The sequence below is a fragment of the Mucilaginibacter sediminis genome (assembly GCF_051903035.1).
Taxonomy (GTDB): domain Bacteria; phylum Bacteroidota; class Bacteroidia; order Sphingobacteriales; family Sphingobacteriaceae; genus Mucilaginibacter.
Genome location: NZ_CP170602.1, coordinates 5406998 through 5430408 on the forward strand (window position 1 = coordinate 5406998; position 23411 = coordinate 5430408).

Consider the following 23411-nt stretch of genomic DNA (forward strand, 5'->3'; position numbering starts at 1 on the left):
CGGGAAGATCAAAGCTCCTGTACAATATTTAATAATGGCTTATATTATCCTTGTGTAAAATATAGGCGAGTCGTATAGGCAATTAATGCAATTTTTTACAGATAAAATGTGCCATTTTAAATGCTATTTATTCATTGTATATTGGTACTTGTTTCTGTTGTTTTGCATGCCAGTTATAACACCATGAAAATAAAAATAGCTATCGCTTTCGCCGGCTTGATATGTCTTACCTTATCCTCATTTGCGTTTCCGGCCAGGCAAAAGGGCGACGATGACGAAATCATTTATCACATTTTTGAGCGCAGTTTTTTCGACAGCAATGGCGATAATCATGGCGACCTGAATGGCATCCGTCAAAAGCTGGATTATTTGCAGGAGTTGGGTGTAACATCCATTTTATGTACGCCGCTTTATGAATCCATTTATTATCACAATTACTTCGCTATCGATTTTAAAAAGATCGACCCCAGGTATGGCACACTACAGGATTACCTGGCCCTGATAAGGGAGTTGCACAAACGGGGTATGAAGTTTTACATGGATATGGAAACCCAGTATGTTACCGAAGATTCTGAATGGTGGAAAGACGCTTTCGGGAACCCCAAATCGCCGTTTTCTGATTATATTTTGTGGGACGATAAGGAAAATAAAAAGCCATCAACCATCGTGTACAACCTTACCGAACTAAAGGGCTATGATGGCGTAACCCATAAAATTACCACGGCCAATTTAAATAGCCCAAAATCAAAAGAATATAATTACCAGCTTTTTAGTTATTGGCTCGATCCGGACAAGGATGGCAAATTTGATGATGGTGTTGATGGTTTCCGGTTAGATCATATGATGGATAACCTGGATAACAAAGGGACCTTGCCCCACTTGTTCGATACTTTCTGGAACCCGCTGCTAACCAAACTGCGGGCTATTAACCCCAAAATAAAAATTGTGGCCGAGCAGGCCAACTGGTTTGGTTTAGGATTGGATTACCTGCAAAAAGGCGGGGTTGACCGCGTGTTTGGCTTACGGCTGGCATTTGCCATCCGCCTGTTCCGGAAAGATTTATTGATGGCCAACGCCGATTCGACCCTGGCCATGCTGCCACCGGGTAAAGAGCAGGTAGTTTTTGTTGAGAACCATGACGTACCGCGCTTTGCATCCGAAGTAAAAGGCAACCTTGCTAAACTAAAAGTGGGCTGCGCCCTTAACCTGCTGATGGGCGGCGTACCGGCCATCTATTACGGGCAGGAGCTGGGCATGACCGGCACCAGCGCCAAATTTGGCGCCATCGATGCCAACGAAATTCCCGAGCGGCAAGCCTTTGAATGGTATGCATCAGGCCAGGGCAAAGGCATGGCTTATTGGTATAAACAAACCGGCCCTTATAAAGATGAGTTTAACGATGATAAACCTAACGATGGCATCTCGCTGGAAGAAGAACGGAAAGATCCCAACTCATTGTTTAACTATTACAAAGCGATAATTCGCCTGCGTAAATCAAACAGGACAATTACCAAAGGCAGCTATAAAACATTAATAAACAATAACGACCAGGTGTTTTCCTTTATCAGGCAGGATGGCGATAAGGCGGTAATTGTGGTGGTCAACTTGTCTGATAAAGATCAGGCGGCAGCAGTAGATGCGCCTTACGCCCAGAGTAAAAAGATAGGCCAATTTACAGGGAAAGAGATTCCAACAATTAATGAGGGAAAGATGGTGGTAAATCTCCCTGCATATGGCATTGCCGCCTGGACAATAGAATAGCATGAGCCGTACGCCGGCACCATTCATCAAGCTTGCCGGTGACAAACTAATTTTGGCCACAACGGTTTACTATGTACCATGGCGAAAAAGCAACTCCTTGAATTTACAGATAGCGGCATTTACTGCGCACAGGGCCGTTTTTATATTGATCCATGGAAACCGGTTGACGATGCTGTAATAACCCACGCCCATGCCGACCATGCTTACGTGGGCCATAAGCATTACCTGGCCCACCATTTATCCCGCGAGGTGTTGTTTTACAGGCTTGGCGAAATTCAACTACAAACTGTGGAGTATGGCGAAACCGTTATGAAAAACGGCGTTGCCATATCGCTATATCCCGCAGGGCACGTCATCGGTTCGGCGCAGATCAGGGTAGAGTACAAAGGCGAAGTCTGGGTGGTTTCGGGCGATTACAAGGTTGAAGATGATGGCATCTCTACACCCTTTGAGCCGGTGCAGTGCCACCACTTTATATCCGAATGCACATTTGGAATGCCTGTATACACCTGGAAACCGCAGGCGCAGATTTTTAACGACATTAACAATTGGTGGCGCGGCAACCTGCATAACGGCGTTGCTACAGTTTTGGTAGGATACTCCCTTGGCAAAGCTCAGCGCATACTGCAAAACCTCGATTTATTTAACGGCACGGTTTATACCCACGGCGTAATTGAAAACACCAACGAAGCCCTTCGGCGCAATGGTGTAATTTTAAACCCCACAGAACGCATCACCGCCGATTCGGTGAAAGAGGAGGTACGTAAAGGCATCATCATTGCCCCGCCATCATCGGTAGGTACGCCGTGGATGCGTAAATTCCAACCTTATAGTTTTGGGTATTGCTCGGGATGGATGGCCATTCGCGGTGCAAAACGCCGCCGCGCCGCCGACCGCGGATTTGTTCTGTCGGACCATGCCGATTGGAATGGCCTCATCAGTGCCATCGATGCCACAGGCTGCGAAAGCGTTTATTTAACCCACGGCTACACCGCCACCTTTGCAAGGTATTTAAACGGGATAGGATTTGATGCGCATGAGGTACATACCTTATATGGAGGGGAAGAAGAAGCCTCAGCCCAGCCCTCGCTAAAGGAGAGCGAGCTTGAAAATCAAGATAAGGGAAATAATATTGAACCTGCGAATAAAGTCCTCTCCTTTGGAGAGGATTTAGGTGAGGCTTTTGGAGGGCTTAACCCATGAAAGCATTTGCCCAACTCTTCCTTTCGTTAGATGAAACCAATAAAACCGGCGAGAAGGTTAAGGTTTTAAAAGAATATTTTACTGCTGTGCCCGATACCGACAAAATGCACATGCTGGCGCTTTTTACAGGCCGGAAACCTAAACGGCAAATTAACTCCACCCTGGTACGCAACTGGGCTATTGAAGCATCGAACATCCCCGCCTGGCTGTTTGAAGAAAGCTACCACGTAGTTGGCGACCTTGCCGAAACAATGGCCCTGCTGATGCCTCAAAGTAACCAAAGCAGCAGCAAAACGCTTACAGAATGGATAGCCGAGATAAACTCGCTTGGCAATAAAACCGAAGAACAGAAAAAGGAGTGGCTGCTAAATTCCTGGGCTATGCTGGATAGCCAGGAGCGTTTTGTGTTTAACAAGTTGCTAACCGGCAGTTTTAGGATTGGCGTATCGCAAAATTTGGTTATCAAGGCGCTGGCCGATATCTCGGGCCTGGAAGCCGCCGTACTTACCCACCGTATTATGGGTAGCTGGATGCCCGAAACATTACAGTTTGCCCAGTTGATGGAAGAACAGGACGCAGCGGCCAACATTTCCAGGCCCTACCCTTTTTTCCTGGCCTACCCCATACAGGAGACCTCCGAAAAACAAAAAACACCTGATGAGGTGGGTGCCTCGCTTGGCCAGGCCGGTGACTGGCAGGCCGAGTGGAAATGGGATGGCATCCGTGCGCAGTTGATAAAACGGGGCGGCGAAATTTTTATCTGGAGCCGCGGTGAAGACCTGGCGACCGAAAAATTTCCCGAGCTGCACCCCTTTTTAAATGCCCTGCCCGATGGCACGGTAATAGATGGCGAGATACTGAGCTTTCAGAACGGTTTGCCCATGCCATTTAACGTGCTGCAAACCCGCATAGGACGTAAAAACCTGAGCAAAAAAATATTGGAAGAGAGCCCCGTAGCGGTTATTGCTTATGATTGCCTGGAATATAATGGCGAGGACATCCGCCCGAAAACGCAAAGCGAAAGGCGGGTGATTTTAGAAACATTGCAGGCTGCAACACCCTTTGCCGAATTGTTCCGGATTTCGGAGCTGATCAATTTTGCCAGCTGGGAGCAGCTGGGCACATTAAGGGAACAATCGCGCGCCATGATAGCCGAGGGCGTAATGCTGAAACGCAAAAGCGCCGCCTACCAGGTTGGCCGCCGTCGCGGCGACTGGTGGAAATGGAAAATTGATCCGCTATCGGTAGATGCCGTGATGATTTATGCCCAAAAAGGACATGGCAGGCGGGCCGATTTATATACCGATTATACCTTCGCCGTTTGGGATGGCGATAAGCTGGTACCCTTTGCAAAAGCCTATTCGGGGCTTACCGATGCCGAGATTAATAAGGTTGATTATTTTATTAAACGCAACACCATCGAAAAATTTGGCCCCGTACGTACGGTAAAGCCCGAGCTGGTGTTCGAAATAGGATTTGAAGGCATCAACAAATCAACCCGTCATAAATCAGGGATCGCACTGCGTTTTCCGCGGATACTGCGCTGGCGGCATGATAAGCCGAAAGAAGAAGCCGATACGCTGGAAAGTTTGAAAGCATTGCTGGGCGACTGAGGCCCCTGTGACGCGCTTACACCCGGAACAAACGCATCTAAATAGCTATGGAATGGGCAATATAAGCACCAAACGACATCTTGTTTTTATTGGCTGATCGTGGTTAAATGATCCGGCTGCCGAAGGGACTTTCTATTGGCCAACAACAGGCACAACTATTTGGATGCACCTATATTGCGCGATAAGTTCAGTGTTAACCATGATAAAATATAAAATATTGATTGTCAAATGCTTGAAAATATTTTATCTGAAATGTGTTAAGTTATGTTAACCCAATTAGATGCATTTGTCCTGTTTTACTCCCGAGATATAGAAATCGAGATTGTTAAATTTTTGTAACTTCGCCAACTTTTAATCAATAAACTGATCATCAATGTTAACCATCAATAACTTCGCTGAATTTGAAGCGCAAATAGGGAACGAGCTTGGCGTTTCGTCATGGTACAAAATTACCCAGGAACAGATCAACAAATTTGCCGATGCTACATTAGACCACCAATGGATCCACGCCGATCCGGAACGGGCTAAAACCGAAAGCCAGTTTGGTGCAACTATTGCGCATGGCTACCTTACCCTATCGCTTGTGCCTTATTTATGGAAAGAGATTGTGAAAGTTGAGAACCTGAAGATGGAGATTAACTACGGCATTGAAAACTTCCGTTTTGGACAGGCTGTACTGGTTGATTCGGAAGTGCGCTTAAAAGTAAAGCTTGGCGGCCTGGTAAACCTGCGCGGACCAATTAAAGCCACCATGATAACCACCCTGGAAATTAAAGATCAAAAGAAACCAGCCTTTACCGGCGAGATAGTTTTTGTGTACCACTTTAACGCGTAAATCAAGTTGATTTGTATAGGCACGTTTAGGCTATCCAAATAAATGAATTGTTACCCTGAGTGGTAAAATTTGGAATGTTTCTAAAGGCCGGAGTGACGTTCAAAAATCAAACACTGTCATCATGAATGCCATGAAGAATCTATTTGCAAACTTTTCAGTAGGTAATGTGTGCCGGTTGATAGAATTTTTCACTTCGTTCAAGAATGACTAAGAGAGGCCTGTGTGTAATTTATTGCTGCAAATTCCTAAATTCGGGTTCTTGCCGATTCCAGATAATATATGAAAAAAATCCTTTCCTTAACCTTACTGTTATTTATCACTGCCATTGCCTTTGCAAAACCTCCCAAAAACCAGTACGTACGCATCAGTACTACCTACGGGAACGTGATCATCAGACTATATAACGAGACCCCTTTACACCGCGATAATTTTATCAAATTGGCAAAAAAGGGTTTTTACAATGGTGTATTGTTTCACCGGGTGATCCAGAATTTTATGATCCAGGGGGGCGACCCGGATTCTAAAAACCCGGCCAAAGCCAAACCCGGTGCCGAATTGGGCAATGGCGATGTGGGCTACACCATCCCTGCCGAATTCAGGGATAGCTTGTTTCACAAACGCGGGGTACTGGCTGCCGCCCGCGATGATAACCCCCAAAAAGCATCAAGCGGGTGCCAGTTTTATATTGTGGAGGGCAAACGCCTTAGCGATGCCAAAATGGATTCGCTGGAAAACGGACGGCTAAAAGGTCATAAAATACCTGCCTGGCAACGCGAATATTATAAAACAGTTGGCGGTACAGCCCAACTTGATCATAGTTACACCGTTTACGGCGAGGTTGTGACCGGCTTTGATATGGTTGACCATATTGCCGCAGTAAAAAAAGACGACAGGGACCGGCCGCTTACCGATATCCCGATGAAGGTAGACGTACTAAGTAAAAAAGAGTGTAAGCAACTGGATAAGTTACTGAGCCAAGGGTCTTGATTTCGGATTTGGAATGTTCGATTTCGGATTTTTATTTTTTGAATTATCATTTGATGTGAACGATTGATAAAATAAAAAATCTAAAATTGTACACTTTACTAATCTTAATTTTAAATCCGAAATCGAACATCCCAAATCCGACATGAAAATAATCACTTATAACGTTAACGGTATCCGGTCGGCAATAAGCAAAAACTGGCTGGCCTGGCTACAGGCTACTGATGCCGATGTAGTTTGCCTTCAGGAAATTAAGGCTACGCCTGATGTACTTACAGACTTGGGGCTGGTTGACCAGATGGGCTACCAGCACTACTGGTTTCCGGCCGAAAAAAAAGGATACAGTGGTACCGCTATATTTACAAAACAACTGCCAAAGCATGTTGAATACGGATGTGGCATCCCCGATTTTGACCGCGAGGGGCGCTGTATCCGCGTTGATTTTGACGAGGTATCGGTCATGAGCGCTTACTTCCCATCCGGCTCAAGCGGCGATGAACGGCAGGTTTTTAAATACCGTTTCCTGGATGAATTTGGCCGGTATTTAACGCTCTTAAAATCAGAGATCCCTAACCTGGTGGTTTGCGGCGATTATAACATTTGCCATCGACCTATTGATATCCACAATCCAAAATCAAATGCCAACTCATCAGGCTTTTTGCCCGAAGAGCGCGAATGGATGGAGAAATTTATCGAAGGTGGTTTTATAGATACCTTCCGCCACGTGAATAAAGAGCCCCATAACTATACCTGGTGGAGTTTCAGAGCAGGGGCACGCGGCAAAAACTTGGGCTGGCGCATTGACTACGCCATGGCCAGTACAGAACTGGAAGCCAATATCAAACGGGCCGCCATTTTACCCGAAGCCAAACACTCCGATCATTGCCCGGTTTTGTTGGAGCTGGAGTTTTAGGATCTGTGCTTTCATCCTTTTGTTAAGTTGTAAAGTCCGCTGATCCGGAATGGGGAATATGCTTCGTTCATCATAATTACAGGCTTATGAGCGACAGATTTTCAACGCTATGTTTTTGAGCAATTTATGCCATTTTCCTCTTCAAATTGCCGCGACACTTTAGTATCTGAGCTTCCTCTGTATTGTTCTTTAACATGGTATGCTTCCCCATTTTTTCCTTTCGCCCAATAACCGTATTTTTGCCGCCTATGCCATCCCGTAACAAACTTTATTTTGCTTCCGATTTCCATCTGGGCGCCGGGGCTCTTGGCAGCAGCCGCGCTCGTGAAGACAGGATAATACGCTGGCTGGATAGTATTAAAGCCGATGCGGCCGAACTTTTTTTAATGGGCGATGTGTTTGACTTTTGGTTTGAATACAAAACCGTTGTCCCTAAAGGATATATCCGTTTTTTGGGCAAACTGGCCGAACTTACCGATGCCGGAGTAAAGCTTTACCTGTTTAAAGGCAACCACGATATGTGGATGTTTGATTACTTTGAAAAGGAACTTGGAGCCACCATCGTTAGCAATGAATTGAAAATAGAGCGCGGCGGCAAAAAATTCTTCCTGCATCATGGCGATGGACTTGGGCCTGGCGATAGGTTTTATAAGCTGCTAAAAAACTTTTTCCGCAGCGGGTTTTGCCAGTGGCTGTTTGCCCGCTTGCACCCCAACTTTGGTGTTGGCATAGCCAATTATTGGTCGACTAAAAGCCGCATCAGCAACGACAAAAAGGACAGTAAACCCGGTGAGCAGGAATGGCTGGTTGTATTTTGTCGTGAAGAATTGAAAACCAACTTTTACGATTATCTTATTTTTGGCCACCGCCATAAACCCTTAGATATACAGATAACACCCGACAGCCGCTACATTAACCTTGGCGAGTGGGTTAACTACAATACGTACGCTGTATTTGACGGATTGGAGCTTAAGCTGGAGTATTTTGAGAAGCTGTGATGGAGAACCGATGATTAAACTGTCAAATCCTGAGTGGTAAAATCCGCGGATTTTACCACTCAGAGTGGCAAAGGGTTATTTTAATTTGTACCCTTCAGTAGCTTGATGATAAGTTGCTACAAGCGCAACTAATTATTCAAACTCCTCACGATCACAATGCCTGTTTCCTTTTAAACTCGCTCGGGGTGCAATTGTACTGTGCTTTAAACACCGTTGAAAAATAATTGGGGCTCGCAAAGCCTACCATGTAGGTTATCTCGGAAATGGAATAACCTTCGTGGGTGAGCAGGTACCTTGCTTTTTTTAGCCTTCGGGTTAAAATATAATCGGTAATGCTACAGCCCAACAGCGCTTTTACTTTACGATACAGTTGTACCCGCGATATGCCAATGGTTTTGCAAATATCATCTACATTAAAGTTTTCATTGGCCAGGTTTTGCTCGACTATGCCTGCAAAATCGTTAAGGAATTTTTTATCGAGCGATTTTGATGCCGGTATTTTGCCGTGGCTTACATCACTGGTAAAATGTTCTTTAAGTATTACCCTGTTTTTGATGAGGTTTTTTACCGTTGCCAGTAACTGGTCATAATTAAAAGGCTTCACCATATAAACATCGGCCATGCTGCCAATGCCATCAATTTGATGCTCAATACTGGCCTGCGCGGTAAGTAGAATAACCGGGATGTGCGATGTACGGATGTCTGTTTTAAGATTTTCGGTAATTGCTTTGCCCGACATACCCGGCAGTACTACATCTGATATAATAAGGTCGGGCACTTTTTCAAATGCTTCAGTCAAACCCTGTACGCCGTTATCTGCTGTAAAAACCTCATAATCGATGCCCAGTTTATCGGAAAGGTAGGTCAGCAAATCGGCATTATCCTCAATTATAAGAATGGATTGCTCCTTAGGGCTGCTAAGAGGGGTGGTATCGGTTTTTATTTCACCTTGTTCAAGATCGGTGGTATAAATGCGCGAGCGCTCATCAATGGCAGCGGTATTAACAACCTTGCCCGGCTGGTCTGTACTGTAATTGTAAGGGTTGCCCAGTGGCAGTGTAATGGTAAAAATAGTTCCCTGCCATTTTTTGCTACTTACTTTAATATTGCCATGATGTAGCAAAACAATCTCTTTAGATAAGGAAAGCCCCAGCCCCGAACCTTTGGCATTGCCGTTATCTGCCTGGTAAAATTGGTCAAAAACGTGCTCGGCCTCTCCCGGCTCCATGCCTATGCCATTGTCCTGGATGGCTATTTCAACATTTTCTATATTTTGTGTAAATGTTACCTGGATGCGGCCATTGTCTTTAGTAAACTTAAGGGCATTAGATAGCAGGTTAAAGAAAACTTTATCCAGCATGTTGGCATCAAACCACGCCGTTATTTTTTTTTCTGCCGAAGTTAAGCTCAGGCTGATGTTCCGTTTGCGGGCATTGTGCTGAAAGCTATCCATAATATCGGTAACAAAAGTTACCAGGTTACCGGGCGCAGCATTAATTTGTTGTTTGTCGTATTCAATTTTGCGATAATCTATGAGCTGGTTAACCAACCTTAGCAGCCTGAACGTATTTTTATGGATTAGTTTTAAGTTTTTGCCTGCTATAATATTGAGTTTCTCGTTTTTCATCATATCCTCAACCGGCGACAGGATGAGGGTTAATGGGGTACGAAACTCGTGCGAGATATTGGTAAAAAAGTTAAGTTTGGCTTCGGTAGCAACCTCGGCCCGGGCCGACATTTCCATCAGCTGGTTGCGCTGCAGCAAAATTTCGTTGTTTTTTACTTCAAGGCTTTTATTTATCTTTCGGTTCTCCATCAGCCAGTAAAACGCAAGCCCTCCAAAAATAATAGCCAGCACCAGGGTTATTACTATAATATTTAAAACTAACTCCTGGCTATTGTAAACCTGTCGCTGCTCTTTCAGTAACGATTGTTGCCGTTCAATATCCTTTTGCTGGCTGTTAATTTTGTTCCACTGCATTTTCATAAGCTGCACATTGGTTGAATCGATAACCAGCGATTGCAGGATGGTTTCTTTGGCAAAAGCTTCTTTATTCAGGATCCTGAATGCGGTGGTAATGGCCTCTTTGCCGCCGGTGGGGTATACCAAACTGGCATCAATAGTTCTTGATGCCACCATTTGCAGGCCTCCGCCGGCGCCGGGCATAGCGTCGACCCCTAATACTTTAACGTGATGGTTTAAATGCAGGTTGTTTAGCACCTCCCTGGATGCGCCTGCCATTACATCGTTATGGGCAAACAGGGCATCGGCATTTTTTAAATCAGGCTGCACCTGGTAAAGTTGTTTTTGAGCATGGTCCTTTAGCCAATCGCCATATACCTGGGCTTTAATATGTATGTTATTAAATTTAGCCAACGCATCGCTAAAGCCCCTGTGCCTTTCAATTGCGGGCGAAGAACCGGGGAGGCCCATCACCTCTACAATGTTGCCGGTGCCCTTTAAATTACTGCCAACGTATTCGCCGGCCATTTTACCAATCTGGTAATTATCGGCACCCACATAGGCTGTGTAAAGGTCTGATGATGTTTTGCGGTCAATTACAATTACCGGGATGCCTTTATTATAGGTTTGCTCAACTATACCGGTTAAAGGTTGTGCTTCGTTTGGCGATATGATGAGCAAATCGATGCCTTCATTCAGCATTTGCTTCACCTGTTCAATTTGTTTTTTGCTGCTGTTATCGGCATCGGCATAAATAAAACGGGCATCGGGATGTAATGAGAGCTCCATTTTCATTTCGTCCAGCATATTGCGCCGCCACAAGTCAGAGCCTACACATTGCGAAAAGCCTATTGTATACTGTGATGTCTTGTCGGCTTTTTTACAGCCGGTAAGCACCATTAGTATACATATGGTTGGCAATAACAGGTTGCGCAATTGATGAAGCAAAGCCATTAAAAAATATTAAGTAAACGTTTAAGCACGGTTTTATTGGTTAATACAATCCTTTTTGGGAGGCATGTATACAAAAGTATCGATAAATGTTTTTACAATACAAATAACGGCCCGCTGCCACAGGCCATCCCTTGTATCATAATGTATCAAAACTGGAAATACCGTGTATCAAAATCAAACATCCGGGTAGTACAGGATTGAAATTAAATTTTATTGCTCTGATAATCAGTTAATTGATTCCGTTTTAATTTTTGTACTGTTTTGGAATAAAATCAATAACTGCCGCCTTACATATCGCCCTACTTTGCAATCGTAAATCCAATTAACACCTTTTATAATTATTATGAGAAAACATTCCGTCCTGGCCTGGTCCATGGTCGTGGCCCTTGGTGGCTTCCTTTTCGGGTTTGATACCGCTGTGATATCGGGCGCCGAAAAATCTATCCAGCAATTCTGGCACCTGTCTGTAATGGAGCATGGGCTTACCATATCTATCGCGCTTATCGGTACCGTAATTGGCTCATTGTTCGGTGCAAGGCCATCAGATATCTTCGGGCGTAAAAATACTTTATACTTTGTAGCCGCAGCCTACCTGCTATCATCAATAGGTACCGCCCTTGCCGATAACTGGTACCTGTTTTTGGTATTCAGGCTATTAGGAGGCCTGGGCGTAGGCATATCATCGGTAACGGCCCCCATTTATATTTCAGAAGTTTCGCCCGCGGATAGGCGAGGGCGCCTGGTTGGTTTGTTCCAGTTTAATGTGGTATTGGGGATCCTGATCTCATACCTGTCCAACTATCTCATTAGCCAGGGCGGCGAGGCTTCATGGCGTTGGATGCTGGGCGTGCAAGCCTTCCCTTCTGCTTTGTTTTTAGCGCTCATTTATTTTATACCCGAAAGCCCCCGCTGGCTCATCCTCAAAAAAGGCGAAACAGGCAGGGCGCTTGAAATATTGCGTGTAATCAATCCGCTCAATTGCGAACAGGAGCTGGCTGCTATCAAAAATTCTACCCTTCATGACACTGCTTCAAGCGGCAATCTTTTCTCGGGCCAATACAAAACACCGGTAATATTAGCGGTGCTCTTCGCTTTTTTTAACCAGGTATCGGGCATCAATGCTATTATATACTACGCGCCCCGCATATTTGAAATGGCCGGGCTTGGCGCGCACTCGTCGCTGCTATCCACAGTTGGTATAGGGCTAATCAATTTCATATTCACCCTGTTGGGTATTAATATTATTGATAAGGTAGGGCGCCGTACGTTAATGCTGGTTGGCTCAATCGGGTTAATCGCGTCGCTGTTCATGGTGGCGTTCACGTTTTACTCGGGCCACATGAGCGGGTTTGCAATCCCGGTTTATATGATGATGTTCATCGCTTTCTTCGCTTTTTCGCAGGGGGCGGTTATCTGGGTTTTTATATCCGAAATTTTTCCCAACCAGGTACGTGCCAAAGGTCAAACATTGGGTAGCTCAACACATTGGGTTATGGCCGCTATAATAGCTTTTTGTTTCCCCTACCTGGCCGAGTCATTAGGCGGCGCGGTCACCTTTTCCTTTTTCTGCGTGATGATGGTATGCCAGCTCATTTTCGTCTGGAAGTTTATGCCCGAAACCAAAGGCCGTTCATTGGAGCAGATTGAAACTAACATGGTAATGCATTAATAATTGAAATGACGATGACCCCGCAAACAAACATAACAACCCCGGCCATTTGCTACGGCGAAATCCTTTGGGATGTATTGCCCGATGGCCCGCAGCCCGGCGGCGCATTGCTTAATGTGGCGTATCACCTGAATAAACTGGGCATGCCCACCAGCCTGGTGAGCAAAATAGGCAACGATGCCAACGGCCACAAGCTGGAAAACTTGATGGACGGCTGGGGAATACCCAAACATTTACTGCAAACCGATACGGAGCACCCAACCAGCCAGGTAATTGCCAAAATGAACAATGGCAACGAGGTATCATACGAGATAGTTTTCCCCGTGGCCTGGGATTTTATAAGCGATAGCGAGCATATCATCAGCCAGTTGCAGCCATCAACCTACCTGGTGTATGGCAGCCTGGCATCGCGTAACAGCGTATCGCGCAATACCCTGTTTGAATTGTTGGCCAGCGATGCTATTAAAGTATTTGATATTAACCTGCGCCCGCCTTTTTTCAGCCGCGATTTGCTGGAAGAGCTTTTGCGCAAAGCAGATATTGTAAAATTTAACCAGGCCGAACTGGAAATGGTGCAGGGCCTTTTCAGGGGATCGTTCGGCAAAGAATCGGAACAGATCAGGTTTATACAAGACCATTTTAACATCCCCGAGATTGTAGTTACCAAGGGGGAGTTTGGGGCATCGTACTACAAGCAGGATAAGGCATACCATGTTGCCGGCCGCGAAGTAAAAGTTACAGACACCATTGGCAGCGGCGATTCTTTTTTGGCCGCGTTTATTGCCAACCATTATAACGGCGTACCGCCGGAAACCTTATTAAAAAACGCAATAGCGATGGGTGGCTTTATTGCAACAAAGAAAGGAGGTTGTCCCGATTATAAAATAACAGATTATCAAGACTTTAAAAGCCAATTATTTTAAATAAACCATACCTAATAAACTTAATTAAAAACCAATGAGAAAATTATTACTTATTTGTTCCCTGCTTATGCTGCTCATAAGTAAGGGATACGCGCAATCCCGCGTCATTACCGGGACTGTGCTGGATAACGCATCAAAACCAATGGATGGCGTTACCATCGTGGTTGTTGAAACCCAAAAATCAACGCTATCAGATGCCAGCGGAAAATTCAGCATCACGGCAGCAACCGGGCAATCTATCAGGTTTTCATATGTGGGCACCAAACCGATACTTGTAACAGTTGCCGCCGATACCAAAGTACTTGATGTGGTATTTAAAGATGCCGCAACCACCTTGAATGAGGTAGTAGTAACCGGTTACACATCCGAAAGGAAGAAAGACCTGACGGGCGCCGTGGCCGTTGTTGATTTAGCACCGGTAAAAAACAACAGCTCGGGTAATACCATGCAGGCTTTACAGGGCAGGGTTGCCGGTTTGTACATCGAAAAAGATGGATCGGCCAACGGTTCAACCAGCAGGATCCTGATCAGAGGGGCAAATACTTTGGGCAATAACAACCCTTTATATGTTATTGATGGTATACCCACCACCAGGCCCGAAGTTTTTCAAAATTTATCACCTTCAAACATCGCATCGGTACAGGTACTTAAGGATGCTTCGTCTGAGTCGATTTACGGGTCAAGAGCATCCAATGGCGTTATCATTGTTACCACAAAAAACGGCGGCAATACCCAGGGCAAAGTCCTGTTCCAGTTTAATAACAGTACATCTGTCCAGTCAGAAAAATCGTTGCGGTTTAAAATGCTGAATTCGACAGACAGAGGTAAGGCGCTATGGCAGGCATCTGTAAACGATGGCCAGGACCCGGCTGCCGGTTATGGCGATATATACACTTTTAACTGGAACGGTAATTATAACAACCCGGTTTTAAACAGTGTTACCCCCAAACAATTTGTAGGTGGCGACCCTAATACCCCTGCCGGCAATACCGATTGGCAAAGTGTATTGTATAAAACAGCCATGGTTTATAACAATGATTTCACAGCATCGGTAGGCAACAAAAACGCATCACTTGAAATTAACTTTGGCAACATCAAAAACACCGGCCTTGTTAGGTTTACAAAATACAACCGTACTACAGGTAGCATTAACGGTGTGGTACGCGCCTTTGACAACAAAGCTACTTTTGGCGTAAACTTAAAAATAACCAACTCAAACGAGACGCTTACTACCACAGATTTGGGCGGCGCGGCAACCACCTTTTTGGCGGTAACACTGGCCCCTACTATACCAGTATACCAAAAAGATGGTGTTACTTATGCAGGCGAATCTGGCGCGGGATACTCTGACAGGAATAACCCGCTGCACATGCAGGATTTAGCCAAGTGGAACAATGCTAACCGGGTAAATACATTTGGTAATGTTTTTTTAGAAATACAACCCATTAAAAACCTGTATTTCAAATCGAATTTTGGTGCCGATAATTCAAATTACCTGAATAAGGTGATAACACCAACTTTCCAGGAAGGTGCCCTGGCGCGTACAACCAATAGCTTGTTTTTTGACCAGAACCATTACCTGAGCACTACTTTTTCAAACACGTTAAGGTATAACTACGATTTAACCACCAACAACCATTTTAAATTATTGGTTGGTACCGAGTATATTAAAACCTTTACCGATTTTCAGACCACCCTTAAACAAGGCTACGCCATACAAACCGAAGATTATTTTACCTTAGATGCCGGTACAGGCAATACTATAGTTACCGGCCGCTCTACCGGGAATAGCTTGTTTTCGCAGTTTTCGCGGTTAGATTATAATTATGCCGGTAAATACTTAGCCTCGGTAACCATACGCCGCGACGGTTCATCAAGGTTTGGTTCAAACAACCAATATGGTATTTTCCCGTCAGCTTCCTTCGGTTGGAAAATTGACCAGGAAAGCTTCATGAAAAACAACACTATCTTTTCGGAATTAAAACTAAGGGCAGGTGTGGGCCGTGTAGGTAACCAGGAAATTGGCGATCAATCGCGCTTCGCGCTTTATGATACCCGCTATGGTACCACTCAAAATCAGTTAACCCCGGGCTTTTGGGAGCAGTACATGAATGTTGGTACTGCTTACTCACTTTCTGGTGCCAATACAGGATCGTTACCTTCGGGCTTTGTGCAAACCCAGGCTGCCAATCCAGGCCTAAAATGGGAATCTACCGAAGAGCTAAATGCCGGGCTTGACTTTGCCATCCTAAACGATAAGATCTCGGGATCATTTGACTATTTTACCCGCAGAACCACAGGAATCCTGATTACACCACCAATTGCATCGGCATTGGGCGAAGGGCAATCAAAAACAGTTAACGGAGCCTCAAAAAGCAATAAAGGCTGGGAGTTTTTAGTAACCTATCATGGCCAACAATCAGGCGATTTTAATTACAATGTAACTTTAAACTTTTCGCACTTCAGAGACAAAATCACTGATTTGCCTGAGAATGTTAGGCCGGCCTATCCGGGTAACATAGCCAATACCATTATAGGACATTCGCAGTTTGACATATTTGGATATAAAACTGCCGGTCTTTTCCAATCGCAGGCCGAAGTGGATGCTGCCCCAACACAAATTGGCGCAGGGCCGGGCAGAATAAAGTATGTTGATGTAAACCACGACGGAAAAATTGATGCCAACGATCAAACCTGGATAGGAACTACGCTACCCGCTTTGGAGTATGGTGCACGGATTGATTTAACCTACAAAAAATTCGACCTGTCTATATTTGGTTCGGGTGTTGCCGGCCGCAAAGGGTTTGATGTATATACCCTGTACAATAACCTGATGCATAGCCGCGAAAATGTTGGCCCCGGTGTATTTGGCGGATGGACACCACAGCATACCAATACCAATGTACCTGCATTAACACTCAAAGATAATAACAACGAAGGCCGCACTTCTGATTACTTTATTGTAAACACATCTTACTTTAAACTCCGCAACATTCAAATTGGGTACACTATTGTGCCTAAAGCGGTATTTACCAGGCTAAGAGTGTTTGCGATGGCCGAAAACGTGTTTACGTTGAAAAGCAAAAGCTATTTAAGCCCCGATCCTGAAAGGATTGACCTTGGTCCGGTTCCAATTCCTAAAGTTTTCAGTTTTGGTATCAACGCATCATTTTAACGATATAAACTATTCAGTATGAAAGCAAAAATATTTTTCACAGCTGTTTTATCCGGACTGATCATCTTCAGTTCATGTAAAAAGGCGTTAGACTATACACCAAAGGGTGTGTTGTCTTCATCAGATTTAAAAACACCAACCGCTATTGAAGGTTTGGTAACCGCAGCCTATGCCGCTATTGGCAACGGCGACATGATAGGCCCCATATACAGCGATTGGGCTTACGGCAGCGTTCGCTCAGATGACGCCTATAAAGGCGGCGGCGGTACCGGTGATGTTGGCGAAGTTGACGCGCTGGAGCATTACAACCTGGTAACCCCATCAATGGATGCCTTTGTTTCACGTACCTGGAAAAATTTGTTCAAATCTATTTCAAGGGCAAATGTGGCGCTAAGGGCAGTTAATTCGCTCTCTGATGCAGATTACCCTAATAAGAAAACACGTTTGGCCGAGTTGAGATTTTTACGTGCCCACAGCTATTTTACCATGAAACTGTTGTATAAAAATATTCCAATTTTTGATGAAAACGCGACGGCGGATGATATCCTGAAAGTTTCAAACACGTTATCAAATGAGGATGCATGGAATAAAATTGCAGCCGATTTTCAATACGCTATTGATAATTTGCCGGTTACTCAGCCCGAACTGGCGAGGGCAAATAAATTAAACGCCCAGGCTTATTTAGCGAAACTGAGGTTATACCAGGCTTATGAACAGGACGATAAGCATCATGTAACCAATATCAATAAAACAAGGTTACAGCAGGTGGTTGATCTTACACAGGCTGTAATCGCTTCGGGCAAATATTCATTAAGCAGCGATATTGCTGATAATTTTTTACCGGAAACTGAAAACGGCCCCGAGTCGGTATTCGCGATCCAGTTTACCATTAATGACGGAACTACCGCCGGCCGTATGAATTTTGAGGATGGTTTAAATTATCCGCATGGCGCCCCCCAGTACGGCTGCTGCGGTTTTCATGCTGCAAGTCAGAACCTGGTGAACGCGTATACCACCGATGTTAATGGTTTGCCTAACTTTGATACATTTAACACCACTATAGCCGATTTAACAAAAGTGACCGTTGACCCCAGGTTAGACCATACCGTTGGTATTGACGGCCATCCGTATAAGTACGACAACACAAAGCCATTTAGCAACAGCTGGGTGCGTGATCCTGGTGTTTACGGAAACTTCCACACCATGCGTAACCAGCAATTGGCTACCAGTTCATCATACTTCAAGCTTGGTCCGTTCATGGGGTCGGCAAAAAATTATGATATCATCAGGTACGATGACGTATTGCTCATGCAGGCCGAAGCTTATATTGAGTTGGGGCAACAGGCAAGCGCTTTGCCACTCATTAATCAAATAAGAAACCGCGCGGCGGCAAGCACCGGTCGGCTTAAAAAAATAGATGGCACCTTTCCATCCAACTATAACGTTAAAGCTTATAGTATTGCTAATTGGACACAGGATTATGCCCGCAAAGCGCTGCAATGGGAAAGACGACTGGAGTTTGCCACAGAAGGAGCACGTTTTTTTGATTTAGTAAGATGGGGTATTGCCGAAAAAACCTTGAACGACTATATCAATATTGAAAAGGGGAGGAGAACATTCCTGGCTACCGCTAAATTTACGGCAGGCCGGGACGAGTACCTGCCTATACCACAATCAGAAATTACATTTACCAACGGGTTGTACAAACAAAACCCGGGGTATTAAATTTGTTAAGATATATTGGGGCCCCGGTTTTATAATTATGCCGGGGCGCCTTTAATACGCACTAAAGTTCATCTGCCTAAATTAAAAGAACTTCAATTATGAAAACAAAAACCGGCGTCAGGTTACTGACGGCCTTTATGATGATTACCATGGTTAGTAAAGCGCAGGATAAATCGGGAATAAGCCGCCAGGAACCCCACCGCCCACAGGTGCATTTTTCGCCGGAGCAGCATTGGGTAAATGATCCTAACGGGATGGTTTACTTTAACCATACTTATCATTTGTTTTTCCAATATTATCCAAACGATATTATTTGGGGACCAATGCATTGGGGGCACGCGGTAAGTAAGGACCTGGTACATTGGAAAGAACTGCCTATCGCTTTATATCCGGATAGCCTGGGGTATATTTTCTCGGGCAGCGCCGTAGTTGACTCTAATAATACTTCGGGTTTTGGCAAAAAAGGAAAAATTCCGATGGTAGCCATCTTTACCCACCATGATCCGAAGGGAGAAAAAGCAGGAACGGAAGTTTTTCAGAACCAAAGCATTGCATACAGCCTGGATGAAGGGACCACCTGGACAAAATATGCCGGCAACCCGGTACTTAAAAATCCGGGGATCAAAGATTTCAGAGATCCTAAAGTGATGTGGTACGCCAAACAAAAAAAATGGGTAATGACCCTGGCCACTAAAGATCATATTACCTTTTACTCGGCACCTGATTTAAAAACCTGGAAAAAGGAGAGTGAGTTTGGTTTAAGAGAGGGAGCGCACGGCGGGGTATGGGAGTGCCCCGACCTGTTCCCTTTAAAGCTGAACGGCAAAACATACTGGATACTGGTGGTAAACCTCAACCCCGGAGGTCCTAACGGGGGCTCGGCCACGCAATATTTTGTGGGGGACTTTAATGGACACCAGTTTACGCCAATGGATACCCAAACCCGCTGGCTGGATTATGGCCCTGATGAGTATGCAGGCATTACCTGGAGCAATACCGGCAGCCGTAAAATTTTCCTGGGCTGGATGAGCAACTGGGAATATGCAAACCAGGTACCCACTCAAAAATGGCGCAACGCCATGACCATTCCGCGCGATTTGCGTTTAAAGCAAAGTAAACAAGGCATCGTCATCGCGTCGGCGCCGGTTCCTGAGTTAGTTAATATAAGTGCCAATACAGCTGTATCAAAAAACGTAGCAGTTAATAAAACACTTGAGTTAACCGACAAGGTGAATAAGTTAAAAAGCCAATACATTTTAAAGTTAGCCCTTGCTCAGTTAAAAGGCTACACCATTAAGCTATCCAACAAAAAAGGAGAGGAAGTGTTAATTGGGTATGATGATGTTAAGGGACAGTATTTTATCGACAGGACAAAATCAGGTAAGGTGGATTTTCAAAAAGAGTTTTCGGGCCGGTTTACAGCCCCAAGATTGAGTACATCAAAAAGCGTCGACCTGACCATTGTAGTTGATAAAGCATCCGTTGAGCTTTTTGCTGATGGAGGCTTAACCACCATGACTGCTGTTTATTTCCCGAATGAAGATTTCACAGGCCTGGCTATAAATGTAGGTGGAAAGTTGAAATTAAATACGCTTTCCATTACAGGTTTGAAGTCGATTTGGAAGTAGAATATTCCACAAATCTAAAGTAAATGAAAAGACCGCCACTTTTGATGACGGTCTTTTTCTTTTATAGCATCCGGTTTTTAACGCCGATCTCAGGTTCCGTATTCCGGGGTGGTCACTTCGCTTTCTTCAAACTCGTAATCGGTTAACGGCGGGCATGAGCAAATGAGCGTTCTATCGCCATAAGTATCATTAACCCTGCCTACTGATGGCCAGAATTTAAAGGCCGCAACGTAAGGCAGCGGGAATGCCGCTTTTTGGCGGGTGTACGGATGTTCCCATTCATTGCCGGTAATTACGGCTACCGTGTGCGGCGCATTTTTTAACGGGTTGTCTGTTTTATCTAACACGCCACTGGCAACATCGGCAATTTCATGGCGGATAGCTATCATGGCATCACAGAAACGGTCGAGCTCATGTTTAGGTTCCGATTCGGTTGGCTCAACCATCACCGTACCCGCAACCGGGAACGATACAGTTGGCGCGTGGAAACCGTAATCCATTAAGCGTTTGGCAATATCTGTAACCTCGATACCGAACGGTTTAAACGAGCGGCAATCCAGGATCATTTCGTGTGCGCAACGGCCATTGGCACCGGTATATAATACCGGGAAATGGCTTTCTAAACGGGTTTTAATATAGTTGGCATTCAGGATAGCGTAGCGGGTTGCATTAGTTAACCCTTCGCTGCCCATCATGGCTATGTAAGCATGAGAGATGATCAGTATAGATGCCGAACCCCATGGTGCTGCAGATACCGCGTGGATAGATTTACCCCTGTCGATATCAACTACAGCGTGACCTGGTAAATAAGGCACCAGGTGTTTAGCTACGCCGATAGGGCCCATACCGGGGCCACCGCCACCGTGAGGGATACAGAAAGTTTTATGCAGGTTTAAATGGCAAACATCGGCACCGATATTGGCCGGGCTGGTTAAGCCTACCTGTGCGTTCATGTTGGCGCCATCCATATAAACCTGGCCTCCATTTTCATGGATGATCTGGCAGATCTCGATGATCGATTCCTCAAATACTCCATGGGTAGATGGGTAGGTAACCATTAAGCACGATAGCTCGTTTTTATATTGCTCGGCTTTGGCACGCATATCGGCCACGTCAATGTTACCATTATCATCACATTTAACAACCACTATCTTCATACCTGCCATAGCTGCAGATGCAGGGTTGGTGCCGTGTGCCGATGATGGAATTAAAGCGATATTACGGTGGGTATCGCCCCTGTCATGATGATAGGCGCGGATAACCATCAGGCCGGCGTATTCGCCTTGTGCTCCTGCGTTTGGCTGTAAGCTCATGGCCGCGAAGCCGGTGATCTCACTCAGCCAGTTGTTAATCTCGTCAAACAGTTGCATATAGCCGCCAACCTGGTCGGTTGGTGCAAAAGGGTGAATTTTGCTGAAATGGTTCCAGGTAACCGGGATCATTTCGGTAGTAGCATTTAGTTTCATGGTACATGAACCCAAAGCGATCATGGAATGGCAAAGCGAAAGATCCTTAGCTTCCAATGATTTGATATAACGCAGCATTTCATGTTCTGAATGGTGCGAGTTGAACAGGCCGTGGGTTAAGTAAGCTGATGTGCGCTGTAATTCAGTCGGGATTACAGTTTCCAAATCAGCCTTTAATCCGTCAAAATCAATATCGTTAATGGTTTTGCCCAATACTTTGGCAAAGAACCGTACAATGGTTTTGATATCTTCGGGCGATGTGGTTTCATCAACAGAAATGGTAACGATAGAACCTTCGTAGTTCAGGTTCATCTCGTTGTTCAAAGCTTCAGAGTGGATAGGACCGGCTAAATGGGCTACGTCGAACTTCAGGGTATCAAAGTAACTTTCGTTCAGTTGTTTGTAACCTAATTCGCCAAGTGCTTTAGCTAACAGGATGGTTAAGCCATGAATTCTTTCGGCAATAAGTTCAACACCTTTAGGGCCATGGTATACGGCATACATACCGGCCATAATAGCCAATAATGCCTGCGCGGTACAAATGTTTGAAGTGGCTTTATCCCTGCGGATGTGCTGTTCGCGGGTTTGCAAGGCCATGCGCAAAGCATAGTTGCCGGCACTATCGATGGTTACACCGATGATACGACCAGGGATAGAGCGCTTGTATTCTTCTTTAGTAGCAAAAAAAGCGGCATGGGGGCCGCCAAAACCCATTGGTACACCAAAGCGTTGTGTGCTGCCAACAACAATATCGGCACCCCATTCACCCGGAGGGGTTAGCAATACCAGGCTCATGATATCGGCAACAACGGTTAGTTTAATGCCTTTTTCGTGACCGGCAACAGCAAAATCCTTGTAATTATACACCGCGCCTTTACCGGCAGGGTATTGTACAATGGCGCCAAACATATTGTCGGTTAATTCAACCGTGCGGTGGTCGCCTATTTGCAGTTCAATGCCGTAAGGCTCCGAGCGGGTTTTTAAAATATCAATAGTTTGCGGGAACAGTTCTTCGGATACAAAGAACACATTGGCAGCATTGTTTTTACGCAGGCTGTACTGCATAAACATAGCCTCGGCAGCGGCTGTGCCTTCATCCAATAGGGAAGCATTGGCAATTTCCATCCCGGTAAGGTCAATAACCATGGTTTGGAAATTTAACAAAGCCTGTAAACGGCCCTGCGCAATCTCGGCCTGGTACGGAGTGTATTGGGTATACCATCCGGGATTTTCGAGGATGTTACGCTGAATAACACCAGGCACAATTACATCATAATAACCTTTGCCGATGAACGACTTAAATACCTTGTTTTTTAACGATGTTTGTTTAAGTGTAGTGAGGTAGTCAAACTCGCTTTTCGCAGGTGGCAAATCAAGCGGTTTTTTAAGCCTGATCTGGTCCGGAATGGTTTGCGCTATCAGTTCATCCAGTGAGCTAACACCGATGGTTTTTAACATTTTTGCCGTGTCGGCCTCATTTGGAGCAATATGCCTTGACTGGAATTGTTCCTGGTAATCTGCGTTAAGCTTCATGAAATAGTCGTCCCCTTAAATTTACCGCAAAGGTACGATTTTACAATATGAGTAACAATTGCGTAATA

At 45.1% G+C, this 23411-nt stretch carries 14 protein-coding genes; 12 read left to right on the forward strand and 2 right to left on the reverse strand.

The window, feature by feature from the left end:
* Positions 1–183 precede the first annotated feature (183 nt).
* The 7 genes from ACFGVS_RS22455 (at position 184) to ACFGVS_RS22485 (ending at position 8307) form a co-directional block, all read left to right on the forward strand.
* Positions 184–1761 (forward strand): alpha-amylase family glycosyl hydrolase, encoded by a 1578-nt coding sequence (locus ACFGVS_RS22455; RefSeq protein WP_439695660.1) that lies wholly within the window; start codon positions 184–186, stop codon positions 1759–1761.
* A 78-nt stretch (positions 1762–1839) separates the two neighbouring features.
* Complete coding sequence (locus ACFGVS_RS22460) at positions 1840–2964, forward strand: ligase-associated DNA damage response exonuclease (RefSeq protein ID WP_439695661.1); 1125 nt, start codon at positions 1840–1842, stop codon at positions 2962–2964.
* Positions 2961–4577, forward strand: a complete 1617-nt coding sequence (locus tag ACFGVS_RS22465) for an ATP-dependent DNA ligase (protein ID WP_439695662.1) — start codon at positions 2961–2963, stop codon at positions 4575–4577. The genes ACFGVS_RS22460 and ACFGVS_RS22465 overlap by 4 nt, the downstream gene beginning before the upstream one ends.
* Before the next feature lie 373 nt (positions 4578–4950).
* A complete protein-coding gene (locus ACFGVS_RS22470; RefSeq protein ID WP_439695663.1) occupies positions 4951–5412 on the forward strand; it encodes a MaoC family dehydratase in 462 nt (153 codons plus the stop codon).
* Between the two features lie 279 nt (positions 5413–5691).
* Positions 5692–6399 carry a peptidylprolyl isomerase gene (locus tag ACFGVS_RS22475; RefSeq protein ID WP_274211004.1) on the forward strand — a complete coding sequence of 236 codons (708 nt, stop codon included), beginning with the start codon at positions 5692–5694 and terminating at the stop codon, positions 6397–6399.
* Positions 6400–6541: 142 nt separating this feature from the next.
* A complete protein-coding gene (locus ACFGVS_RS22480; RefSeq protein WP_090638585.1) occupies positions 6542–7309 on the forward strand; it encodes an exodeoxyribonuclease III in 768 nt (255 codons plus the stop codon).
* 248 nt (positions 7310–7557) lie between these two features.
* Positions 7558–8307 (forward strand): UDP-2,3-diacylglucosamine diphosphatase, encoded by a 750-nt coding sequence (locus tag ACFGVS_RS22485; RefSeq protein ID WP_439695664.1) that lies wholly within the window; start codon positions 7558–7560, stop codon positions 8305–8307.
* A 151-nt stretch (positions 8308–8458) separates the two neighbouring features.
* On the opposite strand, the gene ACFGVS_RS22490 is transcribed toward ACFGVS_RS22485, so the two are convergent.
* Positions 8459–11224, reverse strand: coding sequence for a substrate-binding domain-containing protein (locus ACFGVS_RS22490; protein ID WP_439695665.1), 2766 nt, complete (start codon positions 11222–11224; stop codon positions 8459–8461).
* A gap of 343 nt (positions 11225–11567) precedes the next feature.
* Here ACFGVS_RS22490 and ACFGVS_RS22495 point away from each other — a divergent pair, with 343 nt between their 5' ends.
* The 5 genes from ACFGVS_RS22495 to ACFGVS_RS22515 all read left to right on the forward strand — a co-directional run bounded on the left by ACFGVS_RS22495 (position 11568) and on the right by ACFGVS_RS22515 (position 20344).
* On the forward strand, positions 11568–12893 hold the full coding sequence (locus tag ACFGVS_RS22495) for a sugar porter family MFS transporter (RefSeq protein WP_090652127.1): 1326 nt from the start codon (positions 11568–11570) through the stop codon (positions 12891–12893).
* A gap of 14 nt (positions 12894–12907) precedes the next feature.
* Positions 12908–13816: a carbohydrate kinase family protein gene (locus ACFGVS_RS22500; RefSeq protein WP_439695666.1), complete on the forward strand. Its 909-nt coding sequence runs from the start codon at positions 12908–12910 to the stop codon at positions 13814–13816.
* Between the two features lie 34 nt (positions 13817–13850).
* Positions 13851–16991 (forward strand): SusC/RagA family TonB-linked outer membrane protein, encoded by a 3141-nt coding sequence (locus ACFGVS_RS22505; protein ID WP_090652125.1) that lies wholly within the window; start codon positions 13851–13853, stop codon positions 16989–16991.
* A gap of 18 nt (positions 16992–17009) precedes the next feature.
* Positions 17010–18716 carry a RagB/SusD family nutrient uptake outer membrane protein gene (locus ACFGVS_RS22510; protein WP_439695667.1) on the forward strand — a complete coding sequence of 569 codons (1707 nt, stop codon included), beginning with the start codon at positions 17010–17012 and terminating at the stop codon, positions 18714–18716.
* 98 nt (positions 18717–18814) lie between these two features.
* Positions 18815–20344, forward strand: coding sequence for a glycoside hydrolase family 32 protein (locus tag ACFGVS_RS22515; RefSeq protein ID WP_439695668.1), 1530 nt, complete (start codon positions 18815–18817; stop codon positions 20342–20344).
* Between the two features lie 89 nt (positions 20345–20433).
* On the opposite strand, the gene gcvP is transcribed toward ACFGVS_RS22515, so the two are convergent.
* Entirely contained in the window at positions 20434–23343 is a 2910-nt protein-coding gene (gene gcvP, locus ACFGVS_RS22520; RefSeq protein WP_439695669.1) for an aminomethyl-transferring glycine dehydrogenase, read from the reverse strand.
* Positions 23344–23411 lie beyond the last annotated feature (68 nt).